The 15,876-nt window shown below is 62.0% G+C and carries 13 protein-coding genes; 8 read left to right on the forward strand and 5 right to left on the reverse strand.

Annotation, left to right across the window (positions count from 1 at the left end; translation table 11 throughout):
* The first annotated feature begins 86 nt into the window (after nucleotides 1-86).
* Entirely contained in the window at nucleotides 87-980 is an 894-nt protein-coding gene (locus FJE54_RS11350; RefSeq protein WP_255467408.1) for a type III pantothenate kinase, read from the forward strand.
* Nucleotides 981-1,345: 365 nt separating this feature from the next.
* Here FJE54_RS11350 and FJE54_RS16335 read toward each other — a convergent pair whose 3' ends face one another.
* Complete coding sequence (locus FJE54_RS16335; protein ID WP_255467409.1) at nucleotides 1,346-2,134, reverse strand: hypothetical protein; 789 nt, start codon at nucleotides 2,132-2,134, stop codon at nucleotides 1,346-1,348.
* 535 nt (nucleotides 2,135-2,669) lie between these two features.
* Between FJE54_RS16335 and FJE54_RS11360 the strand changes: the two genes are divergently transcribed.
* On the forward strand, nucleotides 2,670-4,058 hold the full coding sequence (locus FJE54_RS11360; RefSeq protein ID WP_180326803.1) for a uracil-xanthine permease family protein: 1,389 nt from the start codon (nucleotides 2,670-2,672) through the stop codon (nucleotides 4,056-4,058).
* 62 nt (nucleotides 4,059-4,120) lie between these two features.
* Here FJE54_RS11360 and FJE54_RS11365 read toward each other — a convergent pair whose 3' ends face one another.
* On the reverse strand, nucleotides 4,121-5,029 hold the full coding sequence (locus FJE54_RS11365; RefSeq protein WP_139652881.1) for a DUF2268 domain-containing putative Zn-dependent protease: 909 nt from the start codon (nucleotides 5,027-5,029) through the stop codon (nucleotides 4,121-4,123).
* Nucleotides 5,030-5,157: 128 nt separating this feature from the next.
* Between FJE54_RS11365 and FJE54_RS11370 the strand changes: the two genes are divergently transcribed.
* From FJE54_RS11370 to FJE54_RS11390, 5 genes are all read left to right on the forward strand, one after another.
* Complete coding sequence (locus FJE54_RS11370; RefSeq protein ID WP_139652882.1) at nucleotides 5,158-5,553, forward strand: hypothetical protein; 396 nt, start codon at nucleotides 5,158-5,160, stop codon at nucleotides 5,551-5,553.
* A 144-nt stretch (nucleotides 5,554-5,697) separates the two neighbouring features.
* Nucleotides 5,698-6,183 (forward strand): hypothetical protein, encoded by a 486-nt coding sequence (locus tag FJE54_RS11375; RefSeq protein ID WP_139652883.1) that lies wholly within the window; start codon nucleotides 5,698-5,700, stop codon nucleotides 6,181-6,183.
* A 94-nt stretch (nucleotides 6,184-6,277) separates the two neighbouring features.
* The gene (locus FJE54_RS11380) at nucleotides 6,278-6,796 is read left to right on the forward strand and encodes a YbaN family protein (RefSeq protein WP_139652884.1); all 519 of its coding nucleotides are present in this window, start codon (nucleotides 6,278-6,280) and stop codon (nucleotides 6,794-6,796) included.
* A gap of 105 nt (nucleotides 6,797-6,901) precedes the next feature.
* A complete protein-coding gene (cydC, locus tag FJE54_RS11385; RefSeq protein WP_139652885.1) occupies nucleotides 6,902-10,528 on the forward strand; it encodes a thiol reductant ABC exporter subunit CydC in 3,627 nt (1,208 codons plus the stop codon).
* A complete protein-coding gene (locus FJE54_RS11390) occupies nucleotides 10,528-11,043 on the forward strand; it encodes a 2-thiouracil desulfurase family protein (protein WP_255467410.1) in 516 nt (171 codons plus the stop codon). Before cydC ends, FJE54_RS11390 begins: the two co-directional genes overlap by 1 nt.
* Nucleotides 11,044-11,455: 412 nt before the next feature.
* Here the strand turns inward: FJE54_RS11390 and FJE54_RS11395 are convergent, their stop codons facing one another.
* From FJE54_RS11395 to FJE54_RS11405, 3 genes are all read right to left on the reverse strand, one after another.
* Nucleotides 11,456-12,160, reverse strand: coding sequence for an aquaporin (locus FJE54_RS11395; protein WP_139652886.1), 705 nt, complete (start codon nucleotides 12,158-12,160; stop codon nucleotides 11,456-11,458).
* Nucleotides 12,161-12,409: 249 nt separating this feature from the next.
* Nucleotides 12,410-12,961 carry a phosphodiesterase gene (gene yfcE / locus FJE54_RS11400; protein ID WP_139652887.1) on the reverse strand — a complete coding sequence of 184 codons (552 nt, stop codon included), beginning with the start codon at nucleotides 12,959-12,961 and terminating at the stop codon, nucleotides 12,410-12,412.
* Between the two features lie 8 nt (nucleotides 12,962-12,969).
* Nucleotides 12,970-14,235 (reverse strand): deoxyguanosinetriphosphate triphosphohydrolase family protein, encoded by a 1,266-nt coding sequence (locus FJE54_RS11405; protein WP_139652888.1) that lies wholly within the window; start codon nucleotides 14,233-14,235, stop codon nucleotides 12,970-12,972.
* 252 nt (nucleotides 14,236-14,487) lie between these two features.
* On the opposite strand from FJE54_RS11405, the gene rpoN reads away from it, so the two are divergent.
* Complete coding sequence (gene rpoN, locus FJE54_RS11410; RefSeq protein WP_139652889.1) at nucleotides 14,488-15,873, forward strand: RNA polymerase factor sigma-54; 1,386 nt, start codon at nucleotides 14,488-14,490, stop codon at nucleotides 15,871-15,873.
* Nucleotides 15,874-15,876: the final 3 nt, after the last annotated feature.

Here is a 15,876-nt window from a genome sequence, read left to right on the forward strand (position 1 = left end):
ACCAGACGGACTCGTACAGTATAATCGCCCTAACGCGCGATTGCACGGGGCAATTGCGCAGACGTGAGGAAGTACGGACGGTGCGTATGATGAAGGCAAGCGAAGGCGGGCGGGGCGATACCGGGCGGTCGGACGAGCGGGCGGTCGTGCTCGCGGTGGACGTGGGGAACACCGTGACGCGTTTCGGCTTGCTCGCGGGCGGGGAGCTTGCGGCATCGTGGGAATTCACCACGCCGGGCGCGATGACCGCCGACGAGGCCCGGCTTCACATCGCGAACTTCCTCTTCATGCTCGAGCACGAGGGGCATGCGGGCGACCGAGGGTTCCATGGGCGATCGGCACCTGGCGATGCGGCTTGTGTCGGCCCCGTCGCTTCGCCCGCCGATGCGATCCTCTCATCGGTCGTGCCCGACTTGACCGACGTGTGGGTGCGCGCACTCTCGATCGAGTGCGGACGCAAGCCGTTCGTGGTGGGGCCGGGGCTCAAAACGGGGCTCAAAATGCACTACAACGATCCGTCGGAGGTGGGCTCGGACCGCGTCGCCACGCTGGTTGCCGCACGCGAGACGTACGGCTACCCGCTCATCGTAGTCGATTTCGGCACGACGACGAACTTCGACGTGCTCGACGCGGACGGCGCGTTCGCGGGCGGCGTGATCGCGCCGGGCATCGCGCTTGCGGCCCGGGCGCTCGCGCAGGCCGCCGCGCGCCTCCCCGTCATCGAGATCAAGGTGCCTGCGTCGGTGATCGGGAAGAGCACGCGCGAGGCCATGCAGGCCGGAGTGGTGCTCGGGGAAGTCGCCCGCATCGACGGCCTCGTGGACGCGATCTGGGCCGAACTCGGCTGCACGACGAAGGTTGTCGCGACAGGTGCCCAGGCGGCGGCCGTCGCCGCGCTTTCGCAGCGGATCGAGAGCGCCGACGAATCGCTCGTGCTGCGCGGCCTCGGGATGCTGTACGCGCTCAACGCCAAGCGCTGAGCAGGCAGCCGCCTGCGGGATTCGAGGTTGCGCCTCACGGCTTGGCGATAAAGGATTGGTAACCTATGACTGGTCAATATGGGCACGGTTTGCGAAGTTTTTGGAAGCCGCGCGCTTGGTTGAGAAATCGGGCTGCGAATATGCCCAGCTCACAACCTCGTCCGCTTCGGCGACCAAAAGTTAGCCACTAGCGACCTTCGCAAATGGTGCCCATATTGACCAGTCGTAGGTTACCTATCGGTGTGGGAGCCCGTGCAGGGCTCGGGCGGCTGCGGGGGCGAGGCGCACTAACAACCATGCGCCTCCGGCGCGCAACCGAGCCGTACGGGGGTCGGCCGGTGCCGAGGAACGGGGTGGCGAAAGGCCTACCGATCCGATACGTGCTCGCAGAAATCCCCGTACAGGGAGTACTTCTCGCCCGCGACGATCTCGGCTCCGTCGTAGGGGTCGAGCGCGATGAAGTTCGCGAGATCGAGCGCATCGGGGTCTTCGACGTCGCGGTATCCGATAAGCGTGATCCAGTGCTCGTTGTAAGCTCCCATGACGTGGATGACCGTCGGCTTTCCCGAAGCGATCTGGTCGTAGGCTTCCCTCAGCAGCGCATCGTTCGAGCCGAGCGAGCGAAACGACGAGTTGCCGCCGCCCCATCTGGGCCAGGTGCACATGCCGCATCCGTAGACCGCGTGGTCGTTCGCGACTCCCTGCACGATCGCATCGCCGTACGCGCACGCGAATCCCGGGCAGCAGATCGTGTGACCGCTTTCAGCCTGGTTGCCGATGGCGGCGATGAGGGCCGGGTCGTACGCGAGCCGTTCGTCGCGTGCTTCGCGGGCGAGCTTCTCCTGCTCTTGCTCGTAGGCCTGCCTGAGCTCGGCGAGCGGATCGCTCGTGTCGAGGGAAAACGCCGAGAAGGGGAGCGTCGAGGAAAGCGACTGTACGGCCGCGTGCGCATCGGCGAGTGGCGCGGGCTCGTCCGGATCGACGGGGCCCGCCGCCTCGTCAGCAGGTGCGATGGCGAGCGCGGCTGGGGGCAGCGCTTCCGATTGCGCGGCGGGTTCGGGTAAGGGGGCTGCGAAGGCGGGCGCGGCGAACAACGGGTACGCCGCAACGGCGGCAAGGGCGATGGCTGCCCCGAGGTAACGACATTTCAGCAAGAGGCTTTCCTGCCTTTCGCGACCGGGTAGTGGATAGATGGCTGTGTTTCCGGTCTCAAAACGCGCTCGATGGTACCGCACCTGCGATCTCGAAGCGCACTGATCCGCCATCCTGCAGCGAAGCGCCACACGTGATGCATGAAACCTTCATAACGGTTCGGTAACGGTTCGGCGGGCTCGGCGGCTGGCGGGTGCTACCGTCTGCGGATTCGGTAGGCGGCCGGTGCAGAGCCCTGCCGCAGACTCCGGCGGCAAGGCATGCGCTCTGCGGCCGGTGCAGGGCCCCTATCGCAGAGCCAGCGGCAAAGCATGCATGCGCTCTGCGGCCGGTGCGGGCCCCTACCGCAGACCCCGGCGGCAAGGCATGCGGACGCTCGCCCGTTCGCTCACGCGTTTTCTCTCTTTCACGTCACCAAGACCTTCCCTTTGTGGCACAATTTGAAAGATTGGTTCGGGGTAGGGCCCGAACTGCCGCTTGGGCGGTATCGGATAGAAAAGGGGATGACACGTGAGCAAAAACAAGCCAGTGCCCACCATGGGGGCTCAAGACAGCCCGGATGCCGTGTACGATGCACGCACGCTCGGCGCGCCGAAGATGACCGTATTCGGTTTGCAGCACATGTTTGCCATGTTCGGCGCGACGATCCTGGTGCCTACGCTGACCGGCCTTTCCGTTTCAGCTACGCTGCTGTTCGCCGGCGTGGGAACGCTTCTCTTCCATTTTCTCTCGAAAGGGAAGGTGCCGGCGTTTCTCGGGTCGTCGTTCGCGTTCATCGCGGGCTATGCCGCCATCGCCCCCAACGGTGAAGTGGACTTGCTGCCCTACGCCTGCTTAGGCGTTGCCTGCGCAGGCCTTCTCTACCTTGTGCTGTCGGCGCTGTTCCGCGTGTTCGGACCTGCGCGCGTCATGCGCTTCTTCCCGCCTGTAGTGACCGGTCCCATCGTCATCGCGATCGGGCTCATCCTCGCAAGCTCAGCCATCGGAAACGCGTCGACGAACTGGTTCATCGCCATCGTTGCCATTGCGGTTATTGTCGTATGCAACATCTGGGGCAAAGGCATGATCAAGATCATCCCCATCCTGATGGGCGTCGTCATCTCCTACATTGTCGCTGCGGTGGCGGGCGAGGTCGACTTCACGCCGGTGGCTGAAGCCGCATGGATCGGTGCGCCGTTTTTGTGGGATAATACGGTGTTCTCTCTCTTCGGAGCCGACTTCAACGCGGGGCTTGCCATCACGGCCATCATCACCATCATGCCGCTTGCCTTCGCCACTATGATCGAGCACATCGGCGACATGACGGCCATCTCATCGACCGTCAACCGCAACTACATCGCGGAGCCGGGCCTGCATCGCACGCTTCTGGGCGACGGCCTTGCAACCATACTCGCCTCGCTGTTCGGCGCTCCGGCCAACACCACCTACGGCGAGAACACCGGCGTACTCGCGCTCACTCGCGTGTTCGATCCGCGCGTGATCCGCATCGCCGCGCTGTTTGCCATCGTGTTCTCGTTCTGCCCGAAATTCGCAGCCGTCATCGCAGCCATGCCTGCATGCGTGATTGGCGGCGTGTCGCTTGTGCTTTACGGCATGATATCGGCCGTGGGCATCCGCAACCTCGTCGAAAACCACGTCGACTTCATGAAGAGCCGCAACGTCATCATCACGGCGCTCATCCTCGTGCTCTCGCTCGGCATCGCGTACAGCGCTGCCGGAGGCATCATCATCTTGGTAGGCGGCATCACGATCTCGCTTTCTGGGCTCGCCGTCGGCTCGGTCGTGGGCATCGTCTTGAACATCATTTTGCCGGGCCATGAGGATGTGCCGGGCGAAGAGCCGATAGCCCTCGAAGAGTTTGACGATCTCGAGGGGCCGCTGCCGCTCGAGGGATCGTACGAGGGGATTTTGAAACAGAAAGATTAGCGCGCGGCCGATGGGCGCGCCGCTCTCGTTCGTGCGTCTCGGTGCACCCATCGGCTTTTTTGCTAGTCCCAAAAACTCTTTGTGGCCTCGAGGATGTCGGAGGCGGGAAGCACCGTCGCATCCGCGATGTCGGTGCCCGTTTCGATAAGGAACTGTTTGACCAGATGATAGCCGCATGCATATCCGGCGCAGTAGGGAAGGCCCGCCGTCGGATAGCCTTGGAGCGCGGCTATCTCGTCGCCGTACAGGTAGGCCGAAAGCGCCGCCATCCCCTGGACGCCCAGGGCCTCGCGCAGCTTCGGCTTGATCGCGTGCCTCAACGTCTCCTCGCTCGTCTTGGTCACCCAAGGGCCCACGTTCTTTTTTCCGAACAGGCTTTCCGCAAAGTTCTCGGCCAACCCCTCGCTCACGAGCATCTCGGCTAAGGTGATGTCGTTGGACCATTCGATGAACTGGAAGCGAACGTTGTGGTTCGCTTCGTGGGCGAGCGCTGCGGGCATGCGTGAAAGCGTGAGGTCGTTCGGGTCGAGCCAGACGAGGATAAAACCGGGAATGCCCCCGTCGCCCGCGTATCCTTCGCTTGCCATGACGGAGGGATTTGCGGGGTTCGCAAGCAGTACGGTGAAGCGGTACTCCCAAACGGGCAGCTCAATGCCGCGTTCGGCGAACCGGGACAGCGACCGCTCGACGGCGACTTGGCACGTGTTCCAAAATCCGTCGTCCGATATGAGCGCAATTTTTTCGAGGAGGCTTTCATCGACTGAGGACGGCGCGAGGATGCCGAGCATATCGCTTGCCATGACGACGTCGTAGCCGCCCGGTCTCGACGCCTTGACCGGAACGTGATAGCAATCCCATTTCTTCTTGAGTGGAGTCATGAGCTCGTATCGGTAGATGTCGTCGCGCTTGCTTTCCGGTGCGAGCGCCATGGCACGGTAGGCATCGTCTGACCTGATGGACTGTACGTTCATTGCCGGTATCCTTTCTCGTGAAGCTTGCTGTGTGCTCATCGTAAACTCTGACGTTGCGTGAGGGTCAAGCCAGGATTCCGCAAGCAGCCGTGGCTTTCTCGGCTACCGACCCAAGACGGCGATCGGCGATGGGATTGAACTCGCCGATGTCCGAAGGTTTCGTGGGCGACCGAGCCCCACGCCAGAAATCGGCCAAATGGATGATTTCTGCCATTGCTGCGCGCGCCGTTCCGAGCGCTTCGAAGAGCCGTGAACATCGTGCCTGTTCAGACGATCGACAGCGCAGGGCCCGCCGGTTATCCTCGCCAAAGATCATCCATTTGGCCGATTTCTGGTACGCGCACGCCGCCGTCGCCGTTGAGGCAGGGGCAGCTGCCGTTCGGAGCGCTCGAGCACTGGACCGCCATCCGGCGCTCTGCAAGGCTGTGCCGATCCCGGTTTTTTGGGCGGAAGCGGGGCCGCTGTCCGCCAACCGTCGCTACACGACATTTTCTGGGGTCGGTTTTCAAATTAGAAATTTCTGAACAGGCTTTATTCAGATTATGAATACCTGAAATGTCGTTTAGCGGACCTTGACGGACATCGCGCGATCGACGTTCGTATTAAAAGTTAGATTTAGTTAACTTATGATATCATAGTTGGCGGCAATACGACGAAAGGCGGTTTCTATGGTGGTTGGCGTGCGCAAGTCGCTTGAAGAAGGCCGGGTTTACACCTACGACGCTTTGCGCGATCGGTTCGGGCTTACGGGCGGGGATTTCGAGCGAATACTCGATCTTCTCGTCGAACGCGATTGTTTGAAGCCCATGGTTTTCGATTGTTCGGCGCGCGCCGACCGAGCCGCATTCGTGTACGCATCGCGTGAAAACCATCTCAGATGGAAGGCGGCCCATCGCTCGACTGATCGGCATTTGCCTGCCTGCCGGCGTATGCGATTGCGGCATACCGAATTTATTGAGAGGTTGCTGCGGGGCTACGCAACGCGCGTGGAGGATGGAGCGCCGCTTTCGGGCGTCGGCCGTCGGGCGTCGGACGACGGCGAATCGTCACCGCCCGCGCCATCAAACGGAAGCTCGGCGGACGCGAGGCGGCTGCGGCGGGGTAAAGCGATGCGGACCGCCTCGCCTCGGCGGCCCTCGTCGTTAATAAATTAACTACGGTTTACATTTTGCATGGATTTCGGTACTATGTACGGTATAAGTTAACTAAAGCGAACAAAATGATACGAACCGATGCGAGGAGATACGTATGCCACTAGGCGAATTCGAACTGGCTGGAGATGTGGCCAAGGGCGCGGGATGCGGTTCTACTGTGCGGGATACCCGACGGGAATCCGCCGCGCGGGATAGCCGATGCGCTTCGCAGAGCGCCCCCGAGCCCCAAGGGCGCACGAGCGCAACCAAGGCGCTGTGGGCAGTCGGCGGTTTCGCGTGCTTCGGGCTCGGTGTGCTCGGAGCCGTCCTGCCCATCATACCGACGACGCCGTTTCTCCTGGCAGCTGCGTTCTTCTTTGCACGTTCGTCCGACAAGCTCAACGCGTGGTTCAAATCAACCGCGCTCTATAAGCGGGTGCTCGAGGGCTACGCAACCAAGCGGAGCATGACCGTCAAGGCGAAGCTCGCAATTCTCGTACCCGTGACGGTTCTGCTCGCCATCGGATTCATGCTCATGGCGAACGTGCCTGTCGGCCGGGTGGTGCTCGCCGTCGTGTGGATTGCCCATGTCATCTACTTCGGGTTCGTCGTTAAGACGGAAAGGGCTTCGTAGCGTCGAAGCGTCCGCTTGAATCCTTCGGCGAAAAGTTGACCGAATCTAACCGCAATGTGTTAGGCTTGGATAACAACTTTTTCAGGACTGCGGAAACGGGGATACATGTTCAATAAACGGCTTTTGGCCATGGTGCCGACGGCCATGCGCTATATTCTAGCCAATGTGCTGTTCCAATGGATCGCTCTTGTCGCCAACATCGCAGTGATGGTAACCATCGGGTTGTTCATCTACGACACGCTCGGTCGCACCGAGGCAGCCATGCCGCTCGTCCAGGTGCTCGCCGTAGCCGCCGTAGCTATCGCGGTTCGGATGCTCTGCACGACGTTTGCGCAGTCCATGAGTTTCAAGGCAGCGTCGATTGCGAAAAAGACGATGCGTCAAGCCGTCTACGACAAGCTTGCACGCCTCGGGCCTTCCTACGCCGAAAACGTGTCGACGAGCGAAGCGGTGCAGATGAGCGTCGAGGGGACCGAGCAGCTCGAAGTGTACTTCGGATCGTATCTCCCTCAGGTGCTCTATGCGATCGCGGCACCCGTCACGCTGTTCTGCTTTCTTGCACCCTGGAGCTTCCCTGCGGCTGTCGTGCTGTTCGTGTGCGTGCCGCTCATCCCCGTATCGATCATAGCCATCCAGCGCATCGCGCGCCGTGTCGTTCGCACGTACTGGGGTAAATACGCCGATTTGGGGGCGACGTTTCTTGAGAACCTGCAAGGCCTCACCACGCTCAAGATATACCGAGCCGACGGCGCGCGCCACGAGCGCATGAACGAAGAGGCCGAAGGCTTCAGGCAGGCGACCATGAAGCTGCTCTCGATGCAGCTCAACTCTATCAACGTGATGGACCTGCTTGCGTACGGCGGCGCTGCGGCGGGCATCATCGTCGTGTTGTTCCAGTTCGCGGGCGGCGCGGCTTCGCTTGCGGCGGCCTTCATCATTGTGTTCCTCTCGGCCGAATTCTTCATACCCATGCGTACGCTCGGCTCCTTCTTCCATACCGCGATGAACGGCATCGCGGCGGCGGAGAAGATGTTCGATCTCCTCGATACGCCTGAGCCCGAGCGCGGAAACGAGCGGATCGATCCGGCGAACTGCTCGATCAGCTGCCGCAGTCTCACGTATTCGTACGACGGTAAGCGCACCGTGCTCGATCACATCTATTTCGATGTGAAACAGAATCGTTTCACGGCGATCGTCGGCGAGAGCGGCTCGGGTAAATCGACACTCGCGGGCATTCTTTCGGGGAAGAACGCGGCGTTTAGCGGAACGGTGACGATAGGCGGCACCGATGTGAACGCCATTTCGCGCGAATCGCTCATGGAATCACTCACCACTGTCTCGTTTTCGAGCTACCTGTTCAAGGGCAGTGTGCGGTCGAACCTACTTATGGGAAACCCCGAAGCGACCGACGAAGAGCTGTGGGCCGTCCTCGACCGATGCCGCCTCGGCCAGTTCGTGCGCGCTTCGGGCGGACTCGATATGCCGCTTGCGGAGCAGGCGGCGAACCTCTCGGGCGGGCAACGCCAGCGCCTCGCCATGGCGCGGGCGCTTCTGCACGACAGCGCCATCTACCTGTTCGACGAGGCCACCTCCAACATCGATGCCGAAAGCGAGGCGGCTCTGCTCGAGGCGATCGACGAGCTTGCGCGTACGAAGACCGTCATCATGATCTCGCACCGTTTGGCGGCCATCAAAGGTGCCGATTGCATCTATGCGATGGAGGACGGGCGCATTGCCGAGGTGGGCACGCACGACGAGCTCCTTGCGCACGGTTCGGTGTACGCGCGGCTGTGGAACCAGCAGGCGAGTCTCGAGGCGTACGTCGCGTCTGAAGAAGCCGCGTGCGGAGCTGCTGAGCATGCGGTGTCGCTCGGGGGCTCGGCAGCTTCGTGCGGCGTTCAGGAAACGGACGGTTGCGGCGTAGGGGACGAACGCCGCCAGAGCGGCGCCCCCGCGGTCAGCGAATGCGGCTCTGGGGTCGGTGGTGCCGCGGTCGGCCTTCGCGCGGACGACCTCGTTGCGCGCGGAACCGTTACCGCCGCCCCCGACGCCGCCGTGTCCGCAGAGGCGCCGCGGCGCAAGCGCTCGAACCTCTCGATCATGCTGCGCCTCATTGCGCTCGTGGGACCGCTGCTGCCGGTCATGGTGCTCGCCATCGCGCTCGGCGTCGGAGGTTTCCTCGCAGCCATTTTCCTCACCACCTTCGGCGCGTACGGCATCACCGATGCGGCCGGCATGCCCGCGGGCATCGGCTTCGCGACGGCGTGCGTGCTCGTGACGGTGTGCGGTATCGTGCGCGGGCCCCTTCGCTACGGCGAGCAGCTCTGCAACCACTTCATCGCCTTCAAGCTGCTCGCGCTCATCCGCGACAAGGTGTTCGGGGCGCTAAGATCGCTCGCCCCGGCGAAGCTCGAGGGACGCGACAAGGGCAACCTCATCTCGCTCATCACTTCCGACATCGAGCTTCTCGAAGTGTTCTACGCGCACACGATCTCGCCGATCGCCATCGCGATCATCGTCTCGCTTGTCATGGCGGCGTTCATCGGGTCGTTCTCGGTGCCGCTCGCTCTGCTCGCGGTGCTCGCGTACGCGGTTATCGGCATCGTCGTGCCCCTTGCGGCCTCCCGCGCTTCGGGAAGATCGGGCCGCGCGTTTCGCGACCAGGTGGGCGATATGAACACGTTCGTGCTCGACAGCCTGCGGGGGCTTCGCGAGACGCTCCAGTACGGCTTCGATCGGAAACGCTCCGTCGAGCTAGGCGCGCGCACCGAAGGTCTCGCATCGGTCGAAGCGGGCCTCAAGCGCTCGACTGCGCGGTTCATGGCGCTCACCGGCGCGCTCGTGCTCGCTTTCGACGCAGGCATGGTGGCGGTTGCGTTTTCGCTGTACCAGGCGGGTTCGGTGGGCTTTTCGGGCGCGCTCATCTGCACGATGGCGTTCATGTCTTCGTTCGGACCGGTGATCGCCGTTGCGAATCTGGGTTCCACGCTTCAGCAGACGTTCGCTTCGGGTGCGCGCGTGCTCGACGTGCTCGATGAGGATCCGGAGGTACGCGATGTGGAAGACGGCGTCGATATCGCGTTTGACGGAGCCGAAGCGCGCCATGTCTCGTTCTCCTACGGCGCCGAACCCATTCTCGACGACGTGACGCTCGCGATTCGGCCCGGGTCTGTTGTGAACATCGCCGGGCGCAGCGGCTCGGGAAAATCGACGTTCCTCAAGCTGCTCATGCGGTTCTGGGATGTATCGGACGGCTCGATCGTGCTGTCCGATACCGACATTCGCCGCATCAACGCCGAGAGTTTGCGCGATTCCGAAAGCTACATGACACAGGAGACGCACCTGTTCTCCGGTACGGTGCGCGAAAACCTTACGCTCGTCAAGCCGGACGCAACCGATGAGGAGCTCGATGATGCGTGCCGCAAGGCGGCGATCCTCGAATTGATCGAGCGTTTGCCGAAAGGCTACAACACGCCGGTCGGCGAGCTGGGGGATACGCTCTCGGGCGGCGAGCGGCAGAGGATCGGCCTTGCGCGCGTGTTCCTCTACGATGCGCCGTTCGTGCTCCTTGACGAGCCCACCTCGAATCTCGACAGCCTGAACGAAGCTGCCGTGCTCTCTGCGCTCGAAGCGAGCAAGGTGGGCAAGACGATCGTGCTCGTGAGCCATCGCGCTTCGACCTGCCGGTTCGCCGATGTCGTGTATTCGGTCGAGCGGGGAAGGGTGAGCTAGTGGACGGTGCGGCGCTCACCGCTTCTGCGCAGTCGGGCGAATCGGGCGCGTTTTCCGGCAGCATGGCGCGGCCCGCTGTTCTCGTGAGCGCGTGCTTGCTCGGCGAGCCGTGCCGCTATGACGGGCGGGCGTGTGCCTGCGAGGGCATCGGGGCGCTTTCTGCCGCCGTCGAGATCGTGGCCGTATGCCCCGAGGTTGCGGGCGGTCTCCCGATTCCACGCGAACCAGCCGAACTGTCAAGGGGCCGCGCAACAACCCGAAGCGGCGTCGACGTCACCGAAGCGTATCGTCGCGGAGCCGCAGAGGCGGTTCGCCTGGCTTGCGAGCGGGGCTGCCGCTTCGCCGTGCTCAAGGAGCGCAGCCCTTCCTGCGGATACGGCGAAGTGTACGACGGCACATTTGCGGGCATACTTGTCGAAGGCGACGGTATAGCCGCAGCTCAGCTTGCGAAAGCGGGTATCGAGGTGTTCGGTGAATCGCGTATCGACGAGCTGATTACCCTGGTCAAGCGGTGAGGTTGCCTGATTCGTCTACTCTTAGTACGTGATGGCCGACTGGCCGAGCGTTGGGAGCCGGACCAGCCGGTCACAGCTCGACCAAAATCGTGCCATTTGGCATGATTTTTGCTCTGCTTCCCTCTGCATTCATGAGCAGAATGAAAGCGTCTCTGCGTAATACCAGATCAGAAGCGTATATCACTTTTTGAGGATATTGTCTCACGATGAGGACCATGCCAAATGGCACGATTTTGGTCGGAGCTCGCCCGCTGGGTTGCTCCACCGATCCGGGATCTTTTTGCACTCGCCGAGCCGGTTCGCGGCGAACGAGAAAAACCGGGCCGAAGCCCGGTTTTCGCTTGGATCCGTTTGCTTGCTGCGGGAGGCACATGCGCACGATGCGCCTTTGAAGCGACAAACGAGCAGGCGCTTACTTCGCCGACTTGAAGAACCTCCAGATGAGGGCAGCCAATGCGGCACCGACGAGCGGGGCTGCGATGAATACCCACACCTGCGAGATGGCTGTGGCGTCGATCGGCGCCATGAAGAGCGCCGGACCGAAGCTGCGGGCGGGATTGACCGAGGTGCCGGTCAGCGGGATGCCCATGATGTGCACGAACGTAAGCGTGAGGCCGATGATAATGCCCGCGTACGGCGCGGTCTTCTCGTTGGCCGTAGAACCGAGCACCGAAAGCACGAAGATGCAGGTGAGGATGACTTCGACCACGAGCGCGCCCGCAAGGCCGAGGCCCACCGATGAAGCGGCGCCGTAGCCGTCGCAGCCGAGCCCTGTTGCCGCAACGCCGCCGAGGGCGGTGCTGCTCGAGATGATGAAGTAGAGGATGCCCGCGCCGACGATGCCGCCGATGAATTGCGCGATCCAGTATCCTGCGAGGTCTTTGCCCGACAAGCGCTTGTCGAGGAACAGACCGAAGGATACGGCGGGGTTGATGTGGCAACCCGAAACGTTTCCGATGACGAACGCCATGGCGATGATCGACAGTCCGAACGCGAATGCGATGCCGAGCGTGCCGAGCACCGCCCCCGCAACAGCAGCGCTTCCGCAGCCGAACAGGGTGAGCACGCAGGTGCCGAACGCTTCGGCGGCGTACTTCTTGATGGAAGATGCTTCCATGCTTTGTCCTCCTTGCTAGATGATGGTGTGCAACCGCACATGCTACCACCCAAGCAGGGGATACGTTCTTGGTTCATCTAATAGTTGCGCCCCATTGCGGGGCGGTTCGGGCTGGGTGCACGGTCGGGCGCCGGCCTGCTGTCGCACGGCGCGGCGGAGTCGACACGGTTGCGCTTTACATGGCCCGCAGTGCGGCGCATGCGCCCGCCCGATCCGCCGGTCGAGGCTTTTGCCCGGGCGCCGACCTTCTTACCGGGCGGGTGGAAGCGCTCTCTCGGCAAGCGTTGTCCCGTCGAGCCCCTTGAGGGCGAACGCACCGTCCTTATAGACTGCGTAGCTCGCCGATCCGTCCTTCGGGATCGAGATGCTGCCGGGGTTCACGAGCAGGATGCCGCTTTGCTCTTCAAGCAGCTTTACGTGCGTGTGTCCCGAGATGAAGGCGCTGCCGGGCGCAAGGTAGGGAAGTTCGTCGGCATCGAAGAGGTGCCCGTGGGTTGCGAACAGCGTGCGCCCCCGGTCGATCAGCTCGATGTAGTCGCCCCCGCAGGGAAACTCGAGCACCATCTGATCCACCTCGGCATCACAGTTTCCGCGAACGGCGATGATGCGCTCTTTGAGCGCGTTCAGCATCTCGGCTACGGCCATCGGATCGTAGCCTTCGGGCAGGGCGTTGCGCGGGCCGTGGTACAGAAGGTCGCCGAGCAGAAGGATGCGGTCGGGTTCTTCTGCGTCGATACGGCAGACGAGCTCGCTGCAGAAACGGGCCGAGCCGTGCAGATCGGATGCGATGAGCAGTTTCATGGGCTGCCTTACTTTCTCAGATCGGCGCAATAGTCTTGCGTGATGATGTGCTTGTCGCTTTTCGGGAAGAGGAACGCGTAGAGCGTCGTGAAGTAGCTGTCGGTCATCGACGCCATGTAATCGACGACGATCTGGTTCGGTTCTTCCTCAAGGTACTCCTCGGCGCGCACCGTGCGCGATTTTGTTACGAGGTTTGCGATGTGGTGCTTGAATATGGGTGACTCCTCGTTGTGCGCAAGCAGGTCGGATAGCAGCCGCTCGTACATTTCGGAGAACATCTCGCCGACGATGTTGCCGTATCCGGAAATCACGCCCTCGTTGTAGTAAATCTGCTCGTAGTTCTGCCGCTTCGCGCGCTTGAGGTCGTCGAACACCGCCTTGCTCATGGCGATGCGATCGGTTCCGTAGCTGTTGTTGACGATATCGACGGTGAGGTTATTGATGATCTGGGCATTTCCCCGTCCGATTACGTCTGAGTCGAACGACGAGAGCGATCCGAGCACGCCCATATCGATGGCGTCCTGGCGGTCTTTGCCCACGTACGCGATCATATCGCTCACGCGCACGACGCAGCCTTCGAGCGTCGAGGGCCTGAGTGTCTTGATCGTCGACTCGTCGACGTAGCAGCGCTCGACGGTTGCATCGAAGTCGTCGAAATTCGAAAGTTCGCCCATGACAAGTACCTGCTGGGCAAATTCGCCGTTGTGGCACAGCACGCCGTCGAGCGTTTGCAGGCTGATGTTGCGGCGGAAGAGCTTGTCGAGCACGCGCACCGAGTGCACGTTGTGGTTGAAAAAGCGCCCGGTGTTGCCGCGGTAGAGCTCATTCAGGAATTTCTCGCCCGCATGGCCGAACGGGGTATGCCCCACATCGTGGCCGAGTGCGATGGCTTCGATGAGGTCGATGTTGAGTCCGAGTATGCCGCCGATGTTGCGGGCGATGCGGCTTACGAGCTGGACGTGCAAGCCGCGCCGCGAGATGTCGTCGTTTTGTATGAACGAGAACACCTGGGTCTTGTCGGCGTAGCGGTTGTACGCGGGGACGTTGATGATCTTCTCGATGTCGCGTCCGAACGCAGGGCGCGTGAGCGTGGCTTCGTCGTGGTCGTTGCCGAGGCGGCGCATCACGTTTCCATCATCGAAGCGGTACGGGTTGCGTGCGCCGCTTTCCCGATCCTCGCGGATCGCATCGGCGATGTGCGGATCGAGCGAAAGGTAAGGGATGGTGCTTCGGGTACGTGCCGCCTCATCCGAAGCGGTTTTTTTGGATTCCATAAATCGTGTGCTCCTCAGCGAGTGTCCGGGTGCAGGTTGCCGTGCGTGTTGTTCGCCGCTATTGTATCGCATTGCGGATGCACCGTCTTTCCGCGTCTGCAATGCGGTGCGCCCTGACACTCTGCGGTATCGCGGTTTGTTGCGTTTCGCGGGTGCCGTCGCGCCGCATTCTCGTGGTACCATTGAAAAGGCGCACCGAAACGCCTGTTCCGGCTTGCGTTTACCCGCCTTGAGAAAAAGAGGTATGTCAGTATGAAGCTTGACCAACGATCCGACCTCTCGCTCCAGCAGCATTTGCACCTTACGACCGAACTGAAGCAGGGCATTGCCATTTTGCGCATGTCCGCATCCGAATTGAGCGAATACGCGCGTAAGTGCGTCGAGGAGAATCCGTTTTTCGACGAGGACGATTGGATCGAGCCGCGTCACCCGATGGTTCCCGAGCGCTACGAGCAGGATGTGAGCGCCGACGCGCTTTTCGAGAAGCGCGGGCACGGCAGCCCTGAGAACTTCGACCGGGAGCGCGGCGATATGTCGCAGCGCCAGTTCTCGTTCGACCGGTACCTCACGGTGGGGGATTCGCTTGACGAGCATCTCATCGACCAGCTGCGCATGCAGTCGGATTGCGAACGCACAACGGTCATCGGTTCGTACCTTATCGGCAACGTCGATGGAAACGGGTATCTGCAAGTTTCAATCGAGCAAGCTGCGGAAGCGCTCGGCGTACCCGCCTGCGACGTTGCTTCGGTGCTTGCGCTCATCCAGCAGTTCGAGCCGACCGGCGTCGGCGCGCGCAACCTTGCCGAGTGCCTCGAGCTGCAGTTGAGGAAAAACGGCGATTTGACCGCGACGCTCGAGCGTCTGATCAAAAACTACCTTTCCGATTTCGAGACGCGCACCCCGGCTTCCATTGCCAACACGATGGGCATCACGCTTGCCGAGCTCAACGATGCGCTCGATGTCATCCGCACCTGCAACCCCCGCCCCGCGAGCCAGTTCGGCAGCCCTTCGCGCCCCGTTTGGCCGGAAGTGGTCGTGGAACTGCTTCCGGGCGGCGAGTACACGGTGAGCCTCCAGGATTTCTATCTGCCCCACATGAAGATCAACCCCACGTATCGCGCGCTTGCGTCGAGCACGAAAGAGCGCGAAACCCAGACCTACCTCAACGAGAAGCTCAAAGAAGCCGAAGGCCTCATCAACGGCGTCGCGTTCAGGCACGCGACGCTGTACAAGATCGCCTGCTGCATCGTGCAGATGCAGATCGAGTTCTTCGAGAAGGGCTACGATTGCCTGAGACCCCTTACCATGGCTCAGGTCGCCGAGGCCACAGGCGTTTCCGAATCGACAGTGAGTCGCGTGGCGAGCGACAACTACATGCAGACCCCGCGCGGCGTGTTCGAGCTGAGGTTCTTCTTCCACTCGTCGGCCTACCAGGCGGCCGATCGCGTAGTGTCGTCGGTGAGCGTGAAGCACCGCATCAGCGAGCTCATCGCAAAGGAAGATCCGTCGAATCCCCTGAGCGATCAGGCCATCTCGGAGCTGCTGGCCAAAGACGGCGTTGCGGTGTCGCGCAGAACGGTTAACAAGTACCGCGACGAGCTGGGTTTTCCCGCCCGATCGGCGCGTCGGCGCAGCTAGGGT

It is taken from the genome of Raoultibacter phocaeensis (assembly GCF_901411515.1).
GTDB lineage: Bacteria > Actinomycetota > Coriobacteriia > Coriobacteriales > Eggerthellaceae > Raoultibacter > Raoultibacter phocaeensis.

Coding starts and splice junctions, on each gene's coding strand:
- FJE54_RS11395 (WP_139652886.1), bottom strand. CDS start 12,160: ATGGAAGCATCTTCCATCAAGAAGTACGCCGCCGAAGCGTTCGGCACC.
- FJE54_RS11360 (WP_180326803.1), top strand. CDS start 2,670: ATGGGGGCTCAAGACAGCCCGGATGCCGTGTACGATGCACGCACGCTC.
- cydC (WP_139652885.1), top strand. CDS start 6,902: ATGTTCAATAAACGGCTTTTGGCCATGGTGCCGACGGCCATGCGCTAT.
- FJE54_RS11375 (WP_139652883.1), top strand. CDS start 5,698: ATGGTGGTTGGCGTGCGCAAGTCGCTTGAAGAAGGCCGGGTTTACACC.
- yfcE (WP_139652887.1), bottom strand. CDS start 12,961: ATGAAACTGCTCATCGCATCCGATCTGCACGGCTCGGCCCGTTTCTGC.
- FJE54_RS11365 (WP_139652881.1), bottom strand. CDS start 5,029: ATGAACGTACAGTCCATCAGGTCAGACGATGCCTACCGTGCCATGGCG.
- FJE54_RS11370 (WP_139652882.1), top strand. CDS start 5,158: ATGGGATTGAACTCGCCGATGTCCGAAGGTTTCGTGGGCGACCGAGCC.
- FJE54_RS11405 (WP_139652888.1), bottom strand. CDS start 14,235: ATGGAATCCAAAAAAACCGCTTCGGATGAGGCGGCACGTACCCGAAGC.
- FJE54_RS11380 (WP_139652884.1), top strand. CDS start 6,278: ATGCCACTAGGCGAATTCGAACTGGCTGGAGATGTGGCCAAGGGCGCG.
- rpoN (WP_139652889.1), top strand. CDS start 14,488: ATGAAGCTTGACCAACGATCCGACCTCTCGCTCCAGCAGCATTTGCAC.
- FJE54_RS11350 (WP_255467408.1), top strand. CDS start 87: ATGATGAAGGCAAGCGAAGGCGGGCGGGGCGATACCGGGCGGTCGGAC.